The organism is Pseudoalteromonas sp. NZS127_1, assembly GCF_015864295.1.
Classification (GTDB): Bacteria; Pseudomonadota; Gammaproteobacteria; order Enterobacterales; family Alteromonadaceae; genus Pseudoalteromonas; species Pseudoalteromonas arctica.
This window is the reverse complement of the sequence record NZ_JADYXO010000010.1, coordinates 62,145-84,230: the sequence shown is the minus strand read 5'-3', so window position 1 is coordinate 84,230 and position 22,086 is coordinate 62,145. Positions and strand designations below refer to the sequence as shown.

Sequence of the window (22,086 nt, the reverse complement as noted above, 5' to 3'; positions counted from 1 at the left end):
ACAAACATTAAGAATGGAAACTACCCAAATGAATAAAAATAGTAATTCAGCCTCGCTATTAGAAGATGTACTTGCTGTCGTTAGTAATACGTTAAATTTACAGCCAGGTGCTGTATCAGCAGAATGTAACCTGATTGAAGCAGGACTTGATTCGATCACATTAATGAACTTAGTGTCAACTTGGCGAGCGGCTGGTTATGATATTAACTTTGCAGATTTAGCTAAAAAACCATTCGTGGGGGCATGGGTTGAGTATCTTAGGGTATCGGCTGCCAGCCTCGCTGATAATACACAAGACACTATCTTTGGGGTCCCAAAAATAAAAATCGGGAAACTTCCTCATGCGCCTTTTTCACTTGCGCCTATGCAGTATGCCTATTGGTTAGGACGTGATGTTAATCAACCGCTTGGGGGGGTATCAGCGCATCTGTATTGTGAATTTGAGTTGTCGGCAATCAATGATAAGTCACAGCCATTAGATTTAGCCCGTTTGACGCTAGCAATAGAGAAACTTGTTCAACGTCATAGCTCGTTGCGTTTACAGGTATGCTCTAGCGGACAGCAAATACATAATCCAAGTAATAATACAGTGCATGTCACCTTTAATGATTTACGGGATAAACCTACTGATGTTGCGCAGCAGTTACTAGAGCAGTATCGCTCGACCTATTCATCACAAATGTTAGATATTGAGTCAGGAGAAGTATTTGCGGTCGCTTTAAGCTTATTAGAAAATGGTAACAGTCGCCTGCATTTAGACATTGATATGATAGCTGCAGACGCCGTTAGTTATCGCACGCTACTGCGTGATCTTGCACTGTTATACGATGACCCCGATGTAGAACTTGCTGATTTAGCAATGAGTTATAAAGATTGCCGAATGGCCATTGAGCATAATTGGGAGTCAATAAAAGAAAGCTCAGGAATGTGGTGGCAAACACAGCTAGCTTCTTTACCCAATGGCCCATTACTACCTTTAAAAGCAGCTTCATCGCAGCACCCTATTACAACACGTCGCCATTTTAATATTGATCCGCAGCGTAAAGCACAATTATATGCGCAATGTCGTCAGTACGGATTAACCCCATCAGTGGTGTTAGCAACCGTGCTGGCAGAAACCCTGGCTGGATGGAGCAAAGATCCGCGTTTTATTCTTAATGTTCCTTTATTTCAACGTCCACTCGCAGGCCCTAATATTAAAGAGGTGGTAGGCGACTTTAGTAGTTCAATACTCCTCGATGTTGATACTGGCCCGACTGCAACTTTTGTGACACGAGCGCGTGATGTTCAATCTAGTATGCACGAGGGAGCAGCGCGCGCAGACTACGGTGGAGTTCATGTTTTAAGAGATTTAGGGCGTGCACGTGGGCAGCAAGTAACAGCGCCTGTTGTATTTACAAGCGCATTAAATTTAGGTGAGTTATTTGATGCAAATGTGCGCCGAGTATTTGGGGATCCTATTTGGATTATTTCTCAAGGGCCACAGGTATTACTTGATGCGCAAGTAACTGAACTTGATGGTGGTATTTTAATTAATTGGGATTGTCGAGAGGATGCTTTTGTTGATGGTGTGCTCGATGCAATGTTTGATTTTTTCAGTAATACCGTGGTGAACCTCGTCACTGAGCCAGATTATTGGGATACGCATATTGGTGATACGTTACCCAAAAATAGAGTCGTTGCTGAGACTCAAGAGCCAGTAATTACTAAAAATGTAGAACATGATGAAACCTCGTTAAGTATGCCAATAGTTCGTGTGGTAGCTTCTATTTGGCATGAAGTGATCGGGGGGGATGGTAGTAATATTCATCAAAACTTATTTGCTGCGGGTGGGGATTCTGTTTTAGCAAGTTCGTTAATCGCGCAAATTAGGGAAATCTTCGGATCCAATTCGATAGACATGAAAAGCTTATTTAGTTCACCTTCTATTGCAGGCATTGCCGCTTCAATTACTGGCTCGACCGATGCTGAAGAAGTATTACAAATTGCTCAAGTGTATTGTGAAATCTTAGATTTAGATGATGACGCACTCAGTGCTGAATTGGAAATGGAGGGGGCACTGTGACTGAGTTTGTGCCTACCGAAGCCGGGTTATATGCTTGGCCAGAAGAAATAAGCAGAAAATACAAAGAGCAAGGGGTGTGGGGAAATGAAAACTTTGCAAATTGGTTAACTGCAAAACTTAAGCAATATGCTGATGTTATTCTGCTCAGCGGCCCCGGCCTTCAATCTGGTGAATGGCAACAGATGACAGGCCAAGAAATAAGCGCTGTTGTGAATAATATAGTAGAGCATTGCCACAGTATTGGTCTTGGGCGAGGTGATAAAGTGGTGATGCAAATGGGTAATAATAATGCATTTGTATTAACCTTTTTCGCTTTACTCCAGCTAGGCGTTATTCCTGTCATGGCGTTACCTGGACATGGACAACGTGAAATTTTGCATTTTGTGAAATTAACACAAGCACGTGCTTGGTTTGTTAGTGAACAATCGATTAGTTTCGATTGTCATGCATTTGCCAATGAGCTACTTAATACAGTCCCAACACTTAAACATGTTGTTGTAGATGGCCTAGATTTAAAACCGCATCCGTCAATATTATCTTTACTAGAGTTTACTAAGGAAACTGAAGCTCAAATGACAGCACCTGAGTTTCCTGGTCTCGCAGCGGATCCTGCTGAAATGGCTTTATTATTATGCTCAGGCGGTACAACAGGAATACCGAAGTTAATTCCAAGAACACATAGAGATTACCTCTACAATATAAAAGCCAGTGCTAAGCTTTGTGAATTGAGTTCACAAGACCGCTATCTTGTTGCATTACCAGCGGCGCATAATTTTCCATTAGCTTGCCCAGGTATTTTAGGTGCGATTGAAGTGGGAGCTGGGGTAGTTATGTGTCCAGTGCCGAGTCCTGAAATTGCATTTGAGTATATTGAAAAAGCAGGGGTTACGGTGACAGCGTTAGTGCCGACTTTAGTGAAAACTTGGCTTAATTATGCTGCATTAGTAACACCTCCAACGGCGTGTCTTGATTTATTACAAGTTGGCGGTGCTAAACTTGATGAAGCTACAGCTCGCAGAATCGGTAATGAACTTAATTGTAATTTACAACAAGTGTTTGGCATGGCTGAAGGACTTCTTAATTTCACTCGTAATTCAGATCCTAGTGTTTTAAAACTCAAGACTCAAGGACGTCCATTATCTGATTTGGATGAAGTTAGGGTGGTGGACGAACAAGGCCAGGATGTTGCAAAGGGAAAGTGTGGCGAGCTGTTGACCAGAGGTCCATATACAATCCGTGGTTATTATAAAGACGAGCAGGCCAATCAAAAATCATTTACTACTGAAGGTTATTACCGTACTGGGGATCAGGTAAGGCGGCTAAGCAGTGGTCACCTTATTGTTGAAGGCCGAATCCAAGAGGTTCTTCGCCGAGGTGGAGAGACTATTTCGGTTGAAACATTAGAAGCTCATTTAGCCTGCCATCATGGCATAAAAGATGTTGCTGTTGTGGGACTACCTTGCGAACAACTCGGTGAACGAACATGCGCAGTTATCGTTTCGCAAGACCCAAATTCGCCTAAGTTAGCACTCAAAGACGTAAGGCAATACCTAGCGGCACAAGGTGTTGCACGCTATATGTTGCCAGATACAGTGGCGTATGTTGAACATATCCCATTAACCGTTATAGGTAAAATTGCTCGTAAAAAATTATCAGAAAAAATTAATTTTGATCTTAATAAACAACAAATCAAGGAATACAAACAATATGACTCAAATAAATGATACACAACTACCATTAGAAGATGCACCACAATGGCTGGCTGATGAATATGAGCAAGCTAATGATGGCCAATTTCTAGAGGCCTTACAGGCACTTAAAAAAACAGATTTATATAAAAATAATATTGCTGGCCTTGCTGCTGACATTGGTTGTGGTAGTGGTCGCTTAGCTGCTGAACTTGCGCATAGGGGGTGGAGTGTTGACGCTACTGATGTTTCAAAATCAATGATAAGTAAAACTATTGAGCGATGTAATGATTTGCCTGTTAATGCGAATGTGTGTGATGCGAAGCAATTAGTATTAAAGCCAAATATATATGATTTGGTGACTAGTTTTTGGATGCTTCATTGGCTCAAAGATGCAACTCATACGCTTGAACAAATGGCAGCAGCGGTAAAACCAGGTGGATGTATTGCTATACAGTGGAGCTGCAGTCAGCCAAACACAGAGGGATTTTTATTAAGGGATACATTACAGGAAGTATTTATGAGTCCCAAATGGAAGGACAGATTGAAAGATGCCCCTTTAGCTATGTTTCAACATTCTCTTGAAGATGTTTCAGCATTTTTTTTACACAAAGGATTTGAAGTGGTTTCTATTCGCGAGAATATCAATGTTGCAGGAGGGGAAAACCCCGAAAGTCTAAAAAAAGCATTACGAGCTGCCGCTTTTGCAGCTCAAACTGTTGTACTCGGTGATGATGTTGATCAGTTTATTGATGAATGTTTAACACTGCTATTTTCAAGAAATGCGATGAATGTGGCTAATAGTGAGTTGATAGTGCGTTTAAAGTATTAGTTATTACTGGGAGTTTGTTGTTTAACTTGTTGATGAAACAAACTACCTTAATACCCTTTATTTAATTATGAGGTGAGCCTTATCATCGATGAACACTTTACTTTAACGGCTGAGTTAAAGAGCGAATACCAAAGTCGAGTAATTGAGTATGCACGTGAATTACTGCAATTTGAATCGGTAACACCTGATGACGCAGGTTGCCAAGCATGGATTGCAAAAAAGTTATCAATGCTGGGAGCAAAAGTCGATACATTTGAAAGTCATGGGGTGAGTAATCTAATTGCTGTTATATCTAATGGTGATGGACCCGATTTAGGTTTTTGTGGGCACACGGATGTTGTGCCCACAGGTAATCTTAATAAATGGCAAGCCCCACCTTTTGCAGGTGAAATTAAAAATGATTACTTGATCGGTCGAGGCATCGCAGATATGAAAGGCGGTATTGCCGCAGCCTTAGTTGCAGCTGAGATGCTAGTACTTGAAGCGCGCTTTGTTGGGCGACTATGGTTTTTAATTACCAGCGATGAAGAGGGCGATGCTTTATTCGGCTCATGTGAAATTGTAAAACACTTTAAAGATGCAAAACAGGACTTGTATTGTTGGAGAACCGACATCAATAAAGCAGTGCGGTGATATGCTAAAAATTGGACGCAGAGGGGCGTTGAGTTTTGCCATTCAAGTTAATGGAAAAAGTGCGCACGTTGCTTATCCGACTCAAGGCATTAATGCTATCCATCATGCCTGTAGCATTGTAAAAGATTTAATGAAATTTGATTGGGATAATAGAGATAACAATCAGCTTGGTACAACAATGCAAGTCACTCATATTGACTCAGGTCTGTGCAGCGATAATGTCATACCTGACGCTGTAATAATTAATTTAAATATTCGTTATACCAAGGCTTACAGTGAAGATGATCTAATTCATTTAGTCACTCATATTGTAACGCGAACTACTAATGATTTCTCACTAACAACATCGCATGCTTGCAACCCTTATTACTCTGCAGAGAATAGTAAAAATAAACTTTCGCTAATAAAAGAGTGCAAAACAGCCATTAATCAATGTACTGGTTTGCTTCCTCAAACCTCAACTGCAGGAGGAACTTCTGATGGCCGTTTTTTTAGCGATATTTGTCCGCAAGTAGTTGAACTTGGTTTAACTAACGGCACTATCCATCAAGAAAATGAACGAGTTCATATTAGTGAGCTTGGAAATTTAACAAATATCTATTTTACGGTGTTTAAAAAGTTACTAAGTAACCTGAACACGGGTTAAGAGATTTACTAACATATTGAATCATGCTGATATTTAAATTTATTTTCTCTAGCCAGAGATTTTCAGTGAAGATAAGGCGAATTTACGCGTCAATAGCTGGCCTATTGCAAGTAAATTCAACACAGTTAGCGCTGAAAATAGCTGCTCGAGATAGATTTATTATCCAGAGTTCAGGTTAAATAAACAGGGGGAAAATAAGCTTTAATTTACTTCTCGAGGTTGAGTTTGCAGCAGAGTGTTTGGTTTTTTGGCAAGGTAGCGCCTATGTGGTGTGATTGTTTACCATAAGTAGGTGATGGCAAGCATAAATGACACTCGCTGCTATTTAGGTTTGACTTGGTGATGAAACCCTTTTGTTACCCAGTATTTTACTTATTCTTACAAGGATACAGCCATTAGAGTAATGCGGGCCGTATGAGGTGACTTGGTTACACATTTCACGCCGTGATTAAATAGCCTTTAAATTGAAATCATTTAACTCCGAAAGCTCACATACCTTATTACCTAAGAGGTTAAACTAAATTTTATAGGGCATTAAAACAATCATAATAAAAGCTACTAGTTGCAAATGAAAACTGTTATTGTTTTTATTTGTAATTTAAGTTTAACATCATGAAACTCTCATCTATTTTATTTATTCCGTTTGTTATTTTACTTGCTAATAGCTATGTACATGCAAGTCCGCAGCCTCTTAACCCACAGCGAATAGTGGTTGCAGGGGGCTCAATAACAGAAGTTATTTACGCCCTTGGTGAACAACAACGCATTGTTGGCGTTGATAGCACCAGTGTTTATCCAGCCGCTGCAACTCAGAAGCCACAAATTGGCTATGTTCGCAAAATAAGCGTTGAAGGTGTGTTGTCATTAAATCCAGATATTATCCTCGCTGAATCAGATATTGGTCCTAAAAAAATGGTTGAGCAATTAAAGCTCACTGGCGCTAACTTGGTTATCTTGCATGAAAACGACAACTTTTGGCGTATTGAAAATAAAATAGAGCAAATAGCCAAACAATTAAATGTTGTGAGTAAGGGCAATATGCTCGCAGACTCTTTGCAAGCGGACCGCAAGGCCTTGTCATATATTTTAGAGCAAACAAGTACTAAACCTAAGGTTTTGGTTATCCGCAGTAGTCAACTTATGGTTGCAGGGGCAGAGACAACTGCTGATGAGTTGGTAACTATTGCAGGTGGAGTGAATATGATGGCTCAAACAATGGTTAACTGGCAGACGATTTCAAGCGAGGCCGCATTAGCACTAAATCCTGATGTGATTATTAGTATGGGAATTGGCGCCAATGATCAGCAACCAAGCGCTGAAATATTATCTGTTTTTAAATATTCAAATGCGATAAAAAATGGACGTATTTACAATTTTGATGCGCTCTATTTGTTAAGTATGGGCCCTAGAACGCCTCAAGCCGCGGTAGAACTAGCGCATGCATTTTATCCTAAAACACGCTTGCCGGATGGCTATCAATATAGATTTTTAAAATTAGCTGAAAACAGCACAAAACAACAGGACGAGCGATAGCTATGCTGGCGTTAGGAAATAGGTTATTAGCGCAACAACGGATACGGGTTTTATCTATTCCTGTTTTGTTTATTATTTGTATATTGGTATTTTTTATTGCCCTAAGTCAGGGAGGGGTTGTGATAACGCTGCGCGAGACGATGCTTATGCTAACCCAGCCGGTAGATGATCAGCTTAAGCACGCTATAATTTGGCAGATCCGCCTTCCTCGTATTCTACTTTCGATGGTTGTTGGAGCTGGTTTAGCAACCTGCGGTGCTGCAATGCAAGCTTTATTTAGAAATCCATTAGCAGATCCTGGCTTGATTGGCATTGCCAGTGGTGCAGCGTTAGGTGCAGTAGCAACTATTGTATTAGGAACAAGCTTGTTTGCTAATTTTAGCGACAACTTAGGCTACTATGCGGTGCCTGTAGGGGCATTTTTGAGTTGTATTGCGGTATGCATGTTTATCTATCGGTTGGGCGCGCAAAATGGGCGTTTTACTATTGTTAGCCTACTACTGGCAGGGATTGCCGTAAATGCGATTGTAAACGCTATTATCGGTATCTTAACACTGGTAAGTAATGAGCAACAATTGCGTGATTTAACATTTTGGAGTATGGGCTCTTTGGCGGGAAATCACCTTGCGATGATAATGCCAACACTCGGTATTATTATTGGTTGTTGTATTGGTTTATTACGTTTATCTAAACCTCTTAACGTGTATTTATTAGGAGAGGCTCAAGCGAAGCATGTCGGCATTAATGTGACTAAATTGAAAAAGCAGGTTTTTATATATACGGCACTTTGTACAGCAGCAGCCGTCGCAATTACGGGCGTTATTAGTTTTGTCGGCTTAATAGTACCGCATATTATGCGCTTAATATTAGGCCCAGATCACCGTTATTTATTACCAGCTTGTATGTTAGGGGGAGCATTAATGCTTAGCCTTGCTGATTTATTTGCCCGTACCATAATGCTACCAGCAGAAGTCCCCATTGGTCTAATAACCAGTGCTATTGGCGGTCCATTCTTTTTGATTATGCTGTTAAAAACTTACCAAGGAGCAAAGTGAACTATGTTAATTGGCAACCAACTTAGCGTAAAAATTAAACATAAAACGTTGCTGGATAATATTGATTTTTATGTAAAACCAAATGAAATTGTAGTTATCATTGGTCCCAATGGCGCAGGTAAATCATCATTAATGAAAGCATTATCAGGAGATTTACCGTTAAGTGGCGGAACTGTAAATATTAATCAACGAGAGTTAAATGAGTATAGTTTGCTAGAGCTTGCTAAATTAAGGGCGGTATTAACCCAGAGCTACGAGTTAGATTTTCCTTTCACCGTTAATGAAGTTGTTGATATGGCGCATTTTAGTCATCAAGAACAGTGCACGCAGGCTACCTTGAAACAGTTCTCTAATGATGCAATGAAAGCCGTAGGGATTACTCACCTAGCACAGCAATGCTTTACTCAGCTTTCTGGTGGTGAAAAGCAACGTACTCAATTAGCTCGTGTATTGTGCCAATTACAGCCAAGTTTAACTCAGCAAAAAAATGCTTATTTATTAATTGATGAGCCAACTGCTAGCTTAGATTTATATCATCAATATGAAGTCATGAACCAAGCCGTTACAACCGCAAAACAAGGCGCGGGAGTTGTTGCTGTTCTTCATGATTTATCACTTGCTGCGAGCTTTGCAGATCGAATTTACATGCTTGATAAAGGAAAAGTTGTTGCTCATGGCTCGCCTGAAGAAGTACTAACACAGCGCCATTTAAGTAATGTTTATAATATTAATGCAAAGCTGCAAACAGATATTGAAGATGTACTTCCCCACATTATGGTGGCGGAAAAAACACTCACAAATATATGATTTTAAGTTGTATCGATTACATATTATTGAGTGTTTTTATAAAGGGGTAATACCAATTCCATTAAGTATGTGATCTAAATTTTACGCAAAAAAAATAATTCAGTTCTAGGCGTAAATTGATGTAAATGGTTGTTCCCTTTACGAAATTTACAACAAAGAAATGGGTTGTTTTAGCAAGTAAAATAGATCAGCTATTTATTGGTATTGGTATAACTAGGGCATGTTGAATTTTGGTGGTTGAATTTACAGCGGCCTGTTTGGTTTTTAGGTAAGGCAGAGCCTATGTAGTGTGGTCACTGCCCATAAATAGGCGATAACGCAGCATAAAGACCAAACATGCGCTTCCCTTTGAGGGACGATTAACTCTTTATTGCCTTGTTATTAACACGATTTGCTTACCTCAAAATAGATCACTTAATTAAGCTAATTGGTATTACCGCAATGAGAGTGGACAAGTGTAGCTACATCTTGTAATTCAATATTTTCAGGTATCGCTATCTCTTTGGTTGATGCCTGCAGCCATGTTGCAGCATCATCAAGTGATTTAAATACGGCTCCAGGTATACCAAAGGCTTTTTGAACGCTCATATTCTGCAATTTTTGATATTGCTCCTCAGGAACAACGATAAGCATCGCTTGAACAAGTTGTAGCATTTTCTCTGCCGCACCATTTTTAAGCCATTCTTGTGTTGCAGGACCCGCCCCTTTAGGGTGTTGTAAGGATGCTTCATCTGTATAAACACGCACTACAATAAATGCTTCAGCTCTATCAAACCAACGATCCCATGATATTAAAGAGTCTAAGTGCATTGCTAGCGTGCACTCCCCCTTTGCTACTGTTACAGCTAATGGCCAGAGGCTGCTATCGTATTTAATTGTTGTCATACTTAATAACCTTTGTTATTGATTTTATAGATTTTTCCACGGCAAATGATTTAGCTTTGCTGTGGAAAAATCTGATTGATTAGAATGTATACTGTATGCCCGCACTAATAGTTCTTGGTTGGGTCAATACTGCTGTATCAAAGTTAGTATCAGGTTCATTGCTATCAGCAGGTGCTGTACCTGGATACAATGCAACAGGAGCATCTTCATCAAAAATATTACGTACTGAAAGATACACTTTAGCTTGCTCAGAGATAACGTAGTTCAAACTTGTATCAAAGGTCGCAAAAGCGTCTGTTTTACCGCCTTCATCGTTTGAAATACTGGTATACCAGCCATCAGTGTACTGGCCACTAACGTTAACAACCCAATTATTTGATTGCCATGTGGTCCCTAATTTCATAGAAGCAGAAGGAACCGTAAGTAATGAGTTCCCTTCTAGGCCTGAGTTTGGATAATCAGTGATCTCAGAATCTAACAGTGCAAAACCACCATAAAGATTGAACTGATCATTAATCTGCCAATCGGCATTAAATTCAAAACCAATAGTAGTTACTTCGTCTGCATTTCTAACTACATAAGCTTCATCACGTGAGTTTTCAGGTGTTAAATCAAAAGGTAGTTGCATGTCTGTATATTGCGAATAAAACAGGTTTTGAGATGTGCTTATACTGTTATTAGCCCATTGCTGACGACCATAGATTTCTAAAGAGTTTACGTACTCTTCATCATATTCATAGTTAACAATTGGTGCGCCAAAGGAAATGCCGCCGCCGCCTGCATTATACCCGCGAGATAATTGTAAACCGACAATATGCGTATCACTTACTTGGTAGCTGAGCCCAAGCTTAGGTAATAAGGCACTGTAGTCGTTATCAGATTCTATTTTTGCAATCGCTCTATCAGGATCACCGCCTTCACGTTTGCGATTTTCTTTTTCGTAGCGTAAACCTGCCGTTAGCTCAAATTTGTCACTAAATGGGAGGGCACCCTCAGAGTAAATTGCAAAATTATCTGAATCATCAGTAAAGCTTTGTTTTACAATGAATTGGATCCAATCATCTTGTTTTGAAGTGTAGTAGCGACTACCAATAACCCATTGTTCGCCGTTATCACCTTGATAGCGTAAACGAGGTTCTATCACAAACTCTTTGTTATCAATATTCGCTTTAGAACCATCTGGCGTAGATTTACGTTCAAAATTAAAGTCTGTTGCTGAAGCCGTTACCTCTAACTGTAGTTGTTGAGTTAATGATGCGCTGTATTCAATGCCTAAGCTTTTAGTATGCGTAACATGAACGGGTTGTTGCGGAAAGTTAGAACGACGCTGATCAAATGGATAATCAATGATTTCACTATTTGGACCACTGTATTTGTTATCGGTTAGTGTGACAACAACGCGTGTACCGTATTTGTCATCGCCCTCATAAAGTAATTTCCCTCTAATTGCACGGCCTTCCATGTCAGCTGGGTCTTTAACACCAGGGTAAGATTCATAATCAACAGATGAACTACGTTCAAATTGATCTGCTGCAATTCGTAAGGAAAACTGCTCAGAAAGAGGTTGATTATAAATAGCTGAAAGTCGTTTTTGGTCTAAATTCCCGCCTTCAGCACGAATTGTGAACTCTTGTTCAAACGTCGGATCTTGTGTTTCTACGCGTATTGTACCTGCTATTGCATTACGCCCAGCTAAAGTACTTTGTGGCCCTCTGAGAACTTCAATTTGTTCAAGGTCCCAAATACCTAAATCGCCAAAAACTATTTCGTTATAAGTAGCTGAACGACCATCAATTTGCCAGTTTAAGCGTGCTCTGCTGCCTGCAAAAAATGCATTCGCGTTTTCTGCAGCTCCAGTACCATCAATACCCCTTACTGTTGGAGCTTTACCAGTACCAGTGACCATTGTGATGTTTGGAATTTCGCTTAGTACGTCTCTTACGGTTCTTAATTCGGGGCGGCTTTCAAGTTCTTTACTATCGAAAACAACAACGCTATTACCACTTTGTAGTAGACTTCTTGATAATAACTCTCCAGTAACTTCAATAACGGTCATTTGATCCACTGCGTCATTGTTATCAGTATTAGCTAAAGCTGTAGTAGATGTAAGTGCTGCGAGGGGGATTAAAACATCCTTAAATTTCACAGGTACTCCCTTCTGTAAATGTAAATGATAATTGTTTTCAATGCTATATTCAATTGTATTAAAATACAACACTAAAGTTAATTAATGTTGTATTTTTAACTTAATTGTTAATCAGTAGAGAGGTGGTTTGGCTGTTATTTCAATCTAGGGCGATTTAATCGCGGCGTGAGGTTTGTAACCTAGTGGGCTTGGTAACGGCTCCTGCGTTACCCTACTGGCAGCGCATATTTGACATTTATTCAACGTTATCGCCTATTTATGGGGAATAACCACACTACATAAGCTCAGCCTTGCCTAAATACCAAGCATACGGCTGAAAATTTAACCTCGAAAGATAAACAGGTCCTAGACAAATTTTTTATCTATTTGTTTCAAATAAAAATTTTAACGACGTATAGTGCAATTTAATTCGTTAAATTGCTCAAAGGTTTATGCAGGTTGGTATAACTAGGAATTTTTGAATTCGCACTCTGTGAGCACTATATTTTTGTCACATTGGTAAAATACGGTTAAGTAAGTGTCTTTAGGCACTTGCGGTGAAAGTGCTTGGGTTATTTTAAATTGCAGTTGTTGTTCATTAAAGGCAATGAGCGTAGCCGCTTCAAAGCCAAAAAATTGTTTCACACTTGCGTACAAAGCTTTAAAAATACTTTCTTTTGCTGAGAAGATAATGGTTAACGGGTGTGATACCTGCTCTGCGAACAATCTAAACTGAGGATAGTCATTAGGGTGCAAAATTTGTTCTTGTAGCTCTCGCTCTTGTTTTGCGCTCATTAGCTGTTCGATATCAATACCAATGCCAGCGATATCTGTGCGCTGAGAGGCCATTGCCATTGCAATCCCTTGAGTATGGGTAATACTAGCGATAACTTTATCAGGCCATATCGGCGCGCGATCATTGCTAGAAAGAATATCAAAAGAGGAAATACCGAGTGCGTTTAGTACTTTTTTCGCACAAAATCGGCCAGCCAAATACTCGGCCTTTCGTTTTGTGACTGCTTTTTGAAGTTGCAGCGGTGAAAAAATCTGATAACTCGAAAAGTCACTATCAATAAAGTGGTTACTATCAAATTTACAACAAAAAGTGCTGTGGCTAAGGTAGGGTGTAAACTGAGTATAAGGGGAAAGTTCCATATGCTATTTGCATTTTTCCTAAAATTAAGAGTAGCGCTTTAATGGTACGTTAAAAATATAATAAATAAAGTAAAGTTTATGACCTGTGCTGAGCTTAAGCTCATTACGTAATGTACAATATGCATGATTAATTAACCTGAACTCTGGATAATAAATCTATATCGAGCAGCTGTTTTCAGCGCTAACTGTGTTGAATTCACTTGCAATAGGCCAGCTATTGACGTGTAAATTTGCCTTGTTTTCACTGAAAATCTTTGGCTAGAGAAAATAAATTTAAATATCACCATGATTCAACACTTTAGTAAATCTCTTAACCAGAGCTCAGGTTACTTAGTTTTTGAGTGTTTAACGAGTTTGGCACAGAGCTTTGATCTCCTGAATAAGGGCAATGCTTGCTTCGTTATCGCCATGCACACATAAACTATCAGCATGTAAAGGTAATACCTTTCCCGATTGAGTTGTTACACAGCCTGTAGTTAACAGTTGTTTTACTTGCGCAATCAGTGCCGATTTATTATGCACGCTACCAGGAATATTCCGCGATACTAACAGTCCTGCATCGGTATATTGACGGTCCGCGAAGGCTTCTAAAATTAATGTTAATTGGTATGTTTTGGCAAGTTGCTGATGGCTTTGTGCTTTAGCCGTTGCAAGTAGCATGAGCTTTAATGGGGTTGGGTAGATGGCAATGGCATGCATGACAGTGTTTAATATTGTTTCATCAGCCATCATGTCGTTATAAAGCGCGCCATGTGGTTTAACATAGCTAAGCGTTAAACCTTGTACTTTTGCCATGCCCTCAATAGCGGCTATTTGATAATGCAGGCAGTTTATTAGCTCGCTTGTACTAAGATTCATTGAGCGCCTACCAAAACCTTGCAGGTCTGGGTAGCTGGGGTGAGCGCCAATTTGTACGTTATATTGTTTGGCAAGTGTGAGCGTGCTTGCCATTACATCGGCATCGCCGGCATGAAAACCACAGGCAATATTAGCCATATCAATATGTGGCATTACATCATCGTCTAGCCCCATTTTCCACGCGCCAAAACTTTCGCCTAAATCACAATTAAGTTTCATATTAATGCGCCTTTTGCGATTTTATTGTAACAGGCAGTACGCCGTTAGCAGGCGCTTCACCCAGTAACACTTTTGCAAGGGCGGTAAAAGCAGGCCCAGATACAATATCGTTTTTATCTACATCAATATTATATGCGTAGGATGCAAGTACAGCATTTGCATAATTACCAAATTTAGCAATGTCGTACGGTGCTCTTAGGCTTATAAAAACAGTGCTTTTATTTTCCTCTTTTGCCATATTTAATAATGACTCAAGTGCTTTTGGTTGCTCTGCATTATTAAGTGCAAAATTAGGATCGTCTTTTAAATCATCCATACCGCCAATTTCTACCGCACTTTGATTAGGCGTTGCATTGCCGGCTATAACTATATCAGCAGCGTGTATTTGTGCTTTTGCGAGTGCAGGGTCGAACCCTTGTAAGCTACTACAGCTATAGGTGAATTTTTGCTGGCTGGTAGCTTCAATTGCTTGCTGCATTGCCATACATTTACGCGTGTCGGGCATAATAATATGAACATTACTTCCTGCTTTTAAATTAAGCGGTAAAATACTGTTATTATTTTTAACCTGCGTTATAGCCTCTACAGCAAGTTGCGCTTCTATTTCACGATGTGCTGCACTGCCAATAACCTGCTTAGCTTCAGTAAGCGCAGTAATAGGGTCAAAATTAGTGCTTAATCTAAATTTATTTTTAAGAGAGGTAATACGCATCGCAGATTGTGCTATTTCTTGTTCATCAAGTTGTTTTGATTTAACCGCTGCAACAAGCTCTTTAATAAGGTCATCGAGCTTGTTTAAATCATCCGGCGTTCTAATTTCAACGGGCATTAGGGCAATGTCAGCCCCAGCCGCAAACGTATTAATTACCGCTTGAGTTGGTGTAAAAAAGTTACTAATACCTGCCATATCAAGCGCATCGGTTACTACAACACCTTGGTAATTAAGCTCACCGCGTAAAATATCAGTAATGATTGCGCGCGACATTGTTGCCGGTTTTATCATGGTTTTGCCATCAACACTTACAAACGTTGTGCTATCGAGCGCTGGATACTGGATATGCGCCGTCATGATCATGCCAGGGTTTTGCTTGGCGATAATGTGTTTAAACGGTGATAGGTCTTGCTCGTAAATAACCTCTTTTACATGGTTTACTTGAGGCAAACCTGTATGGCTATCTACATTTGTATCGCCATGCCCAGGAAAGTGCTTTAACGAAGTAATAACGCCATTGTTTTCAAACCCTGCAACTTGAGCTGCGCCTAGCTTACTAACGAGTGCTGGGTTTTCACCAAATGAGCGTACGTTGATAACAGGGTTATCGGGGTTCATGTTTACATCAACCGTAGGCGCATAATTTACATTGATACCCAGCGAATTTAGCTCTTTAGCTATTACTGTTGCTGTTTTTGTGGCAAAGCTTGTACCGTGTTTTTTGTACGTTGCGCCAATCGACATATTACCGGTAAATGATGTAGCAACATCGCGTGGTAAACGCGCTACACGTCCGCCTTCTTGATCTATTGATATAAATAAAGGCAGCTTACTACTGGACTTACTTGCAGCTGTTTGCAATTGGCTATTAAGCGTAATGGTTTGTTCTATTGATTGAGTGTTTTCAGAAAATAAAATAACTCCGCCAATATCGTATTTAGCAATAGCGACGGCAAGCTCATTAGGTAACTCGGTCATTGGAGTTCGGCATTTATTACTTGCTCCTTGCTGGCAAAAGTAGCGAAAGTCGAGTATTAACTTTTGCCCAAGTTGTTGTTCAAGAGAAAGCACGGGTTTAGCAAACGAGGATTGTAATGGCATTAAACACCCAGATAAAAAAACGATAGACGGTACAATACACTTATTTAGCAAAACACACTCCAAGGCTAAAAAGTAGATAAATGTATGCAGCTTAACTACTTTTTAAAGTAACTGCAAAAGAAGGTTTTCTTTACAAAAACCATTAACGTATTGTAAAAATTGAAGAAAAATTATAGTTTTGAACTTAGTGAAAAGTTATATTTTTTCTGGCTTTATTGATATTAGGTAATAAATTTTTAATAGGGTGTAATTGCAGGCTTTATGCTCAATTATAGGTGCAAGTATTGAATGCCTAATACTTAGGATGGCATTCATTTTCGAAAGAATTATTAATAGCCTTAATCTTCGATTTCTTATTTTTCATTTAACGATTACAGCCTTTATTAGTACTTTAGTAAGTCGCTTTTATTCTACCTACCAAGCACAAAAGGAGCAGTTAAAAACTTACACTAAAAATAACTATGCCTGCGCTAATAAACTAGCATCAACAACTTATACTCTTTAGAATCAGCAATGCAATAACCTGCCTATTCAACTAAAAATCATCTTGAAAAGACAATATTGTGGCGCATTTAGGTAGAGAAGAATTTGTATTTTTTTACCTAATAAGAACAGCAAAGTGCGCAAAATAGCGGAGCGATCACGTCAAACCGTTGAGTCTATAAATACGTAAACTATTGGATTTATAATAATTCCTATTGGCATTGCAACTTGGTCTGAGCGTAGTAACGAAATAGACCAAGTTTACAAATGTGCTGACAAAGTACTTTACCATGTTAATAAGTATGGTAGTGGTAAGTGCATTGTTGCTGATTAAAAGTGTGTTTCGATAGGAGAGTAATCAATTGCAACTTCTACATTGCTCACTGAGCTATAATTGTTTAGATCTTTAGATAATCCTGCAATATCAACATCCTTTTCAACAAGTAATGTGTAATTGTGAGCTGTCGATTTAACTAACTCATAATTATTTTTTAACTCATCAGGCAAAGAATCGGTATTTAATGTAATGGTAAGAGTACCTGTTACTACACCTTTTTGCTTTAAGTTCTGATTATAAATAACGTCGCCTTTAAATAACTGCTCAGAGTTAAAAATAAGCTTATCACCCGATGAATTTATGCTTTTAGATGCTTTTTTCATAATACCTTGACTACTTTCTTTTTTAGGAAAAATAGTGTCAGTTTTCTGGTTCTTAGATGGTTCTTTTATAATGATTTCTGCTGTTTTAGGTAGCGCCTGAGAGTTGTTAACCTCTGTTTTTTCACTGTTATTACATGCAGATAGTAATAAAGCTGCAATTATTGGCACTGAACTTATAAAAATTATTTTTTGCATTCGTTTACCTTTGTTTACTTTTCTCTAAATTTAAAGCTATTCAGCTTCATTCAAGTATGTATATTAACAACTTAACTATGCGTTTACATAAAATAATCAATTAAAAAACATTAAGTACTTTAATATAATAAATACAAACAGGTGGATACATGTCTCAATTTAAATTAACAACTATTGCCATAGTTGTAGCATCAACATTAGCAGCAGGTGAGCTAACGGCCGCTGAACAAACCCGATTTTATGATGTAAGTGCTACAAATGCAGTTACTCAGGGTACTTCTTTAGCTGCTGTTCAGCAGAGAACCTTAGCCGAACGCGCCACTGTATCGGGTCAAAAATCTATTTACGATGCACAAATGGGTAAAGCAACATTTTTATGGCAAGCAATAGGTCAGCGTAAGCCTGACATGGCTTTAATCGCAGCTGATAACCGTAATCAATATGCTGCTGACTTTTATATTGAAACTTTAACAGGTATTAGTAATCGTAAAACAACAGCATCTTCTGCTGTTATGGTTGATTTATCAGAGCAAAAACGCGGTTCTATTAGTGCAAAATACAAGCAACAAGTAAACGGTGTTGAAGTTTTTAACCGCGAATACAACTTGTTAATGGATAAAGAGTACAACCTAGTAGCAAGCTCGGGTTATTTTGCTGATACGTCGTCATCTAAAAATAAACTTGCTGCATTAACGGGTTTTGTAAGCTCTGAGCAAAGTATAAAAAAAGCATTTAGTGAATTAGCAAATATTGATGTCTCACTTCGTAAAATTGGTAACGAGGGTGGATATGCAAAGTATGAGGCTAAATCATTAGATGACTCTAAGATTGTTTTAGGTACACCACGTGCAAAAGAAGTATTTTTTGAAGTTGCAGGCGAGCTTAAATCTGCTTACTACATTGAAGTAGAAGTAGCAGAAGTTGGCTCTTTAGAAAGTGACTACTTTAGTTATGTAGTAGATTCGAATAACAGCAAAGTATATTTTGCGAAAGATTTGAAATCTCATGCAGCTGACTTTAATTACCGTGTTTACGCTAACCAAGATGGCTACCCAATGGAAAGCCCGCACGGTGACGTAATTCCTGCAGATGGCCCAGGGCAAGTAGACGAGACTGAGATTTTAGACGCGCCAATGGTATCTCTATCTTACTACAGTAAACTAAGCACAATGGACCCATGGTTAGCTGATGATGCAACGACAACATCAGGTAATAACGTATTTGCTTACGCAGATGTGGTTGCACCTCAAGACTTTAGTGAAGGTGACTTTACTGCTGAAACAACAGCAGACTTCACATTTGACTACCCTTATAAAGTAGATGAAGTTGCAAATAGCTACGCAAACCGTAAAGCGGCTATTGTTAACTTGTTTTATATGAATAACTTTTTACATGATTTTTTCTATGATCATGGTTTTGATGAAACGTCAAATGTAGCTCAAGTATCTAACTTTGGTCGTGGCGGCGTAGAAGGTGACCCGATTGAAGCACAGGCTCAAGATAACTCAGGTCGTAATAACGCAAATATGTCTACGCCAGCTGATGGTGCTAGCCCACGTATGCAAATGTACTTGTACAACAGTAAAGATGCCGTTGTTGGTGTAGATTTTGGTATTACAGTAACTTCACATGACTCTTTAGGCCTTTTAGCTTCAACAAAAGAATCTGGCTTTGGTAAATACCAATTCAGTGATGTGGCTGCAGAAGTTGTTCGTTTAGATGATGGAAATACAGTAGATTCAACAAGTGTGAATGATGGTTGTGAGCCTGCTATAAATGCAGCTGAACTAGCGGGTAAAATTGCAATTGTAGACCGTGGCTCATGCTCATTTACAATTAAAGTAAAAAATGCACAAGATGCGGGTGCAATAGCAACTATCGTTGTTAATAATGACCCAGATACAGCAGAACCGGCACCAATGGGCGGTGAAGACGATACTGTAACTATTCCAAATATGGGTTTAAATTACGCTGATGGTCATGCAATGTATGACCTAATTGATGCTAGTGAAGTTGTTACTGTAAACATGTTTACCAAAGCAACATTAAAAGATGGTACGTTTGATAATGGTATTATTGCTCATGAATGGGGTCACTACATTAGTAACCGCTTAGTCGGTAATTCATCAGGCCTTATTAACTTCCAAGGCCGCGCAATGGGCGAAGGCTGGGGCGATTTCCACTCATTAATGTTTATCGCTAAAGAAAGCGATATAAATATCACAGGTAACGATAAGTTCCAAAAAGCATATGGTAGCGGCACATTTGTAGAAGACTTCTACTTCGGTATTCGTCGTCTTCCTTATTCAACTGATACAGATGTAAATGCATTATCGTTCCGACATATTACTGAAAATGCTGGTGCTGATATTGGTATTTCACCAACAAGCGTGGCTTCTCCTCATGCTGCCGGCGAAATTTGGGCAACTGTATTATGGGAAAACTACGTAACGCTTATTAACGAGCATGGCTTTAATGAAGCACAAACTCGAATGGCAGATTACTTAGTTGCAGGTTACAAATTAACACCTATAGCACCAACCTACACTGAAGCACGTGATGCTATTTTAGCTGCTGCCTATGCAGTAGACCCTGCTGATTACAAGTTAATGGTAGGCGCATTTGCTAAACGTGGTATGGGTCTTGGCGCAGTATCGCCAGATCGTTTCAGTGAAGACCTTACTGGTGTAGTTGAATCAGATAAAACACAGCTTTCTAGCTATGCTTTTGCAAGTGCTGACTTAAACAACATGTACAATGGTACAGAGCTTGGTTTTTGTACTAACGACAATATTTTAGATAAAGGCGAAACGAGTACGGTTAGCGTAACAATTACTAACCGTGGTAGTGAAGTACTTAGTGGTACAACAGCACAACTGACAGTTATAAGCGATCATGATGTAACATTTGAAAATGATGGCCTACTTACTTTTGGTGAAGTTCAACCGTACGAAGCAATAACAAGTAACGATATTAAAGTTACTTTGAACGAAGCGGGTACAGCTGAAACACTAGAAATTGAAGTCACATTCCCTGAAATTGAAACAGACGATGATATCGTTGAAGCGCTTGATCAAACACTTACGTTTGAAGTAAATATGGGCTTTAAGTCAGAAACGCCTGTTGGAGCTGTAGTTTCTGATGATATGGAAGTAGCAAGTTCATCACTATTAGATTTAAAAGAAAACGTAATGTTTGGTGGTGATTTAGCTGCTGGCACTCAAGTAATGGATAATAGTAGTAATATTGCATTCTTTGAACAAGGTGGCTTTGGCCTAGGCACACAAGCAATGCGCCTTGTAAATAATGGCTTCCAATCGGATGTAGCAGTAGAGAGTAAGTCATTCGAAGTCGGTTACTCTGGCGACTTTGAAATTTCATTCTGGCATTTCTATAGTATCGAGGAAAACTGGGATGGTGGTGTTGTAGAAGTTAGTGTTAATGGTGGTGACTGGGTTGATGCTACTGAAATTGGCGGCACATTTGATGTTGGCTATGACGCTGTTCTAATCGAAAACGATTCTCAAGAGCTTCAAGAACGTGAAACATACACAGGTAATAACGTACAAGATAGTGGCGCGTATGGTAATTATGAAACTATCAACTTTGGTGATGCTCTAAACGGCAACTTAGTAAAAGTACGCTTTAGAATTTCATCAGATGGCGCAGTAAGTGATTTAGGTTGGTGGATTGATAACCTAACTATGTCTAACGTTTTATCTCCTGTATTTTCAGAACTTGTAGCGGGTGATTCACTAGCATGTGATAACGCAGCTCCACTTGTTTTAGTAGAAAGCGCATCAGCGGAAATTACTGAATCTGCTACAGGAACAATTACAGCAACAGCGTCAGATCGCAATGGTCAAACACTAACTTATGCTTGGACTCAGGTTAGCGGTAGTGATGCTACGCTCACTGGTACTGATACAGCAACTTTGAGCTTCACACCTGCAGCTATTACTGCAGATGAAGAGCTTGTTTTTGAAGTTGCCGTAAGTGATGGTGTAACAACTGTGACTCAACAAAGTACTGTAATGGTAAAAAATGAAGCGGTAGCAACAGTGCCTGTAACAGAAGCAAAATCTAGCGGTGGTGGTAGTTTTGGCTTTATAGCTTTATTACTTACTCCATTAGTATGGTTTAATAGACGTCGTAAAAACGTTAGTAAATAAGTTTAAATAACATCCCGTCGTCTCTAAACACATGACGGCTTTAATGAAAGGCCAGTAGCTTTTGCTTCTGGCCTTTTTTATAAACTTAGTGTGATGTTTTTAGTCCTGACCTCATATTAACTTTTTCATGGCCATACACTTTGACTTATCTATTAGTCATATTGCCTTTTTATACGACATCAACAACTTATATCTTAAAGCTTAATAAACAACCTCGGTGCGTTCACTTAGTTGGCTAGAGTTTTACTGATTAAAGGATAAA

15 protein-coding genes are annotated in these 22,086 nt (G+C 39.2%); 9 read left to right on the top strand and 6 right to left on the bottom strand.

Translation table 11 applies throughout. The features are described from left to right. The first annotated feature begins 28 nt into the window (after nucleotides 1-28). The 8 genes from I6F50_RS10985 (at nucleotide 29) to I6F50_RS10955 (ending at nucleotide 9,259) form a co-directional block, all read left to right on the top strand. Nucleotides 29-2,065, top strand: coding sequence for a condensation domain-containing protein (locus I6F50_RS10985; protein ID WP_197119017.1), 2,037 nt, complete (start codon nucleotides 29-31; stop codon nucleotides 2,063-2,065). Further along, nucleotides 2,062-3,789: an AMP-binding protein gene (locus tag I6F50_RS10980; protein WP_331458724.1), complete on the top strand. Its 1,728-nt coding sequence runs from the start codon at nucleotides 2,062-2,064 to the stop codon at nucleotides 3,787-3,789. Before I6F50_RS10985 ends, I6F50_RS10980 begins: the two co-directional genes overlap by 4 nt. Then, nucleotides 3,773-4,585: a bifunctional 2-polyprenyl-6-hydroxyphenol methylase/3-demethylubiquinol 3-O-methyltransferase UbiG gene (locus tag I6F50_RS10975; protein ID WP_197119016.1), complete on the top strand. Its 813-nt coding sequence runs from the start codon at nucleotides 3,773-3,775 to the stop codon at nucleotides 4,583-4,585. Before I6F50_RS10980 ends, I6F50_RS10975 begins: the two co-directional genes overlap by 17 nt. 72 nt (nucleotides 4,586-4,657) lie before the next feature. Then, on the top strand, nucleotides 4,658-5,218 hold the full coding sequence (locus I6F50_RS20315; protein WP_331458723.1) for a M20/M25/M40 family metallo-hydrolase: 561 nt from the start codon (nucleotides 4,658-4,660) through the stop codon (nucleotides 5,216-5,218). A 1-nt stretch (nucleotide 5,219) separates the two neighbouring features. Beyond that, nucleotides 5,220-5,864, top strand: coding sequence for a M20/M25/M40 family metallo-hydrolase (locus tag I6F50_RS20310; protein ID WP_231613008.1), 645 nt, complete (start codon nucleotides 5,220-5,222; stop codon nucleotides 5,862-5,864). 612 nt (nucleotides 5,865-6,476) lie between these two features. Beyond that, nucleotides 6,477-7,397, top strand: a complete 921-nt coding sequence (locus tag I6F50_RS10965; RefSeq protein ID WP_197119014.1) for a hemin ABC transporter substrate-binding protein — start codon at nucleotides 6,477-6,479, stop codon at nucleotides 7,395-7,397. Between the two features lie 2 nt (nucleotides 7,398-7,399). Continuing rightward, nucleotides 7,400-8,452, top strand: a complete 1,053-nt coding sequence (locus I6F50_RS10960; protein WP_197119013.1) for an iron ABC transporter permease — start codon at nucleotides 7,400-7,402, stop codon at nucleotides 8,450-8,452. 3 nt (nucleotides 8,453-8,455) lie between these two features. Further along, on the top strand, nucleotides 8,456-9,259 hold the full coding sequence (locus tag I6F50_RS10955) for a heme ABC transporter ATP-binding protein (RefSeq protein WP_166421815.1): 804 nt from the start codon (nucleotides 8,456-8,458) through the stop codon (nucleotides 9,257-9,259). Nucleotides 9,260-9,682: 423 nt separating this feature from the next. Here the strand turns inward: I6F50_RS10955 and I6F50_RS10950 are convergent, their stop codons facing one another. The 6 genes from I6F50_RS10950 to I6F50_RS10925 form a co-directional block, all read right to left on the bottom strand. Further along, on the bottom strand, nucleotides 9,683-10,144 hold the full coding sequence (locus I6F50_RS10950; RefSeq protein ID WP_166377515.1) for a hypothetical protein: 462 nt from the start codon (nucleotides 10,142-10,144) through the stop codon (nucleotides 9,683-9,685). Nucleotides 10,145-10,223: 79 nt separating this feature from the next. Next, nucleotides 10,224-12,290: a TonB-dependent receptor gene (locus I6F50_RS10945; protein ID WP_165740910.1), complete on the bottom strand. Its 2,067-nt coding sequence runs from the start codon at nucleotides 12,288-12,290 to the stop codon at nucleotides 10,224-10,226. A gap of 447 nt (nucleotides 12,291-12,737) precedes the next feature. Further along, on the bottom strand, nucleotides 12,738-13,424 hold the full coding sequence (locus tag I6F50_RS10940) for a 4'-phosphopantetheinyl transferase (protein ID WP_165740909.1): 687 nt from the start codon (nucleotides 13,422-13,424) through the stop codon (nucleotides 12,738-12,740). A 345-nt stretch (nucleotides 13,425-13,769) separates the two neighbouring features. Further along, nucleotides 13,770-14,501, bottom strand: coding sequence for a 5-oxoprolinase subunit PxpA (locus I6F50_RS10935; protein ID WP_165740908.1), 732 nt, complete (start codon nucleotides 14,499-14,501; stop codon nucleotides 13,770-13,772). A gap of 1 nt (nucleotide 14,502) precedes the next feature. Further along, entirely contained in the window at nucleotides 14,503-16,314 is a 1,812-nt protein-coding gene (locus I6F50_RS10930) for a glycoside hydrolase family 3 protein (protein ID WP_165740907.1), read from the bottom strand. Nucleotides 16,315-17,127: 813 nt separating this feature from the next. Further along, entirely contained in the window at nucleotides 17,128-17,652 is a 525-nt protein-coding gene (locus I6F50_RS10925) for a hypothetical protein (protein ID WP_024592711.1), read from the bottom strand. A gap of 149 nt (nucleotides 17,653-17,801) precedes the next feature. On the opposite strand from I6F50_RS10925, the gene I6F50_RS10920 reads away from it, so the two are divergent. After that, entirely contained in the window at nucleotides 17,802-21,824 is a 4,023-nt protein-coding gene (locus I6F50_RS10920; RefSeq protein WP_197119010.1) for a rhombosortase-dependent M36 family metallopeptidase, read from the top strand. Nucleotides 21,825-22,086: the final 262 nt, after the last annotated feature.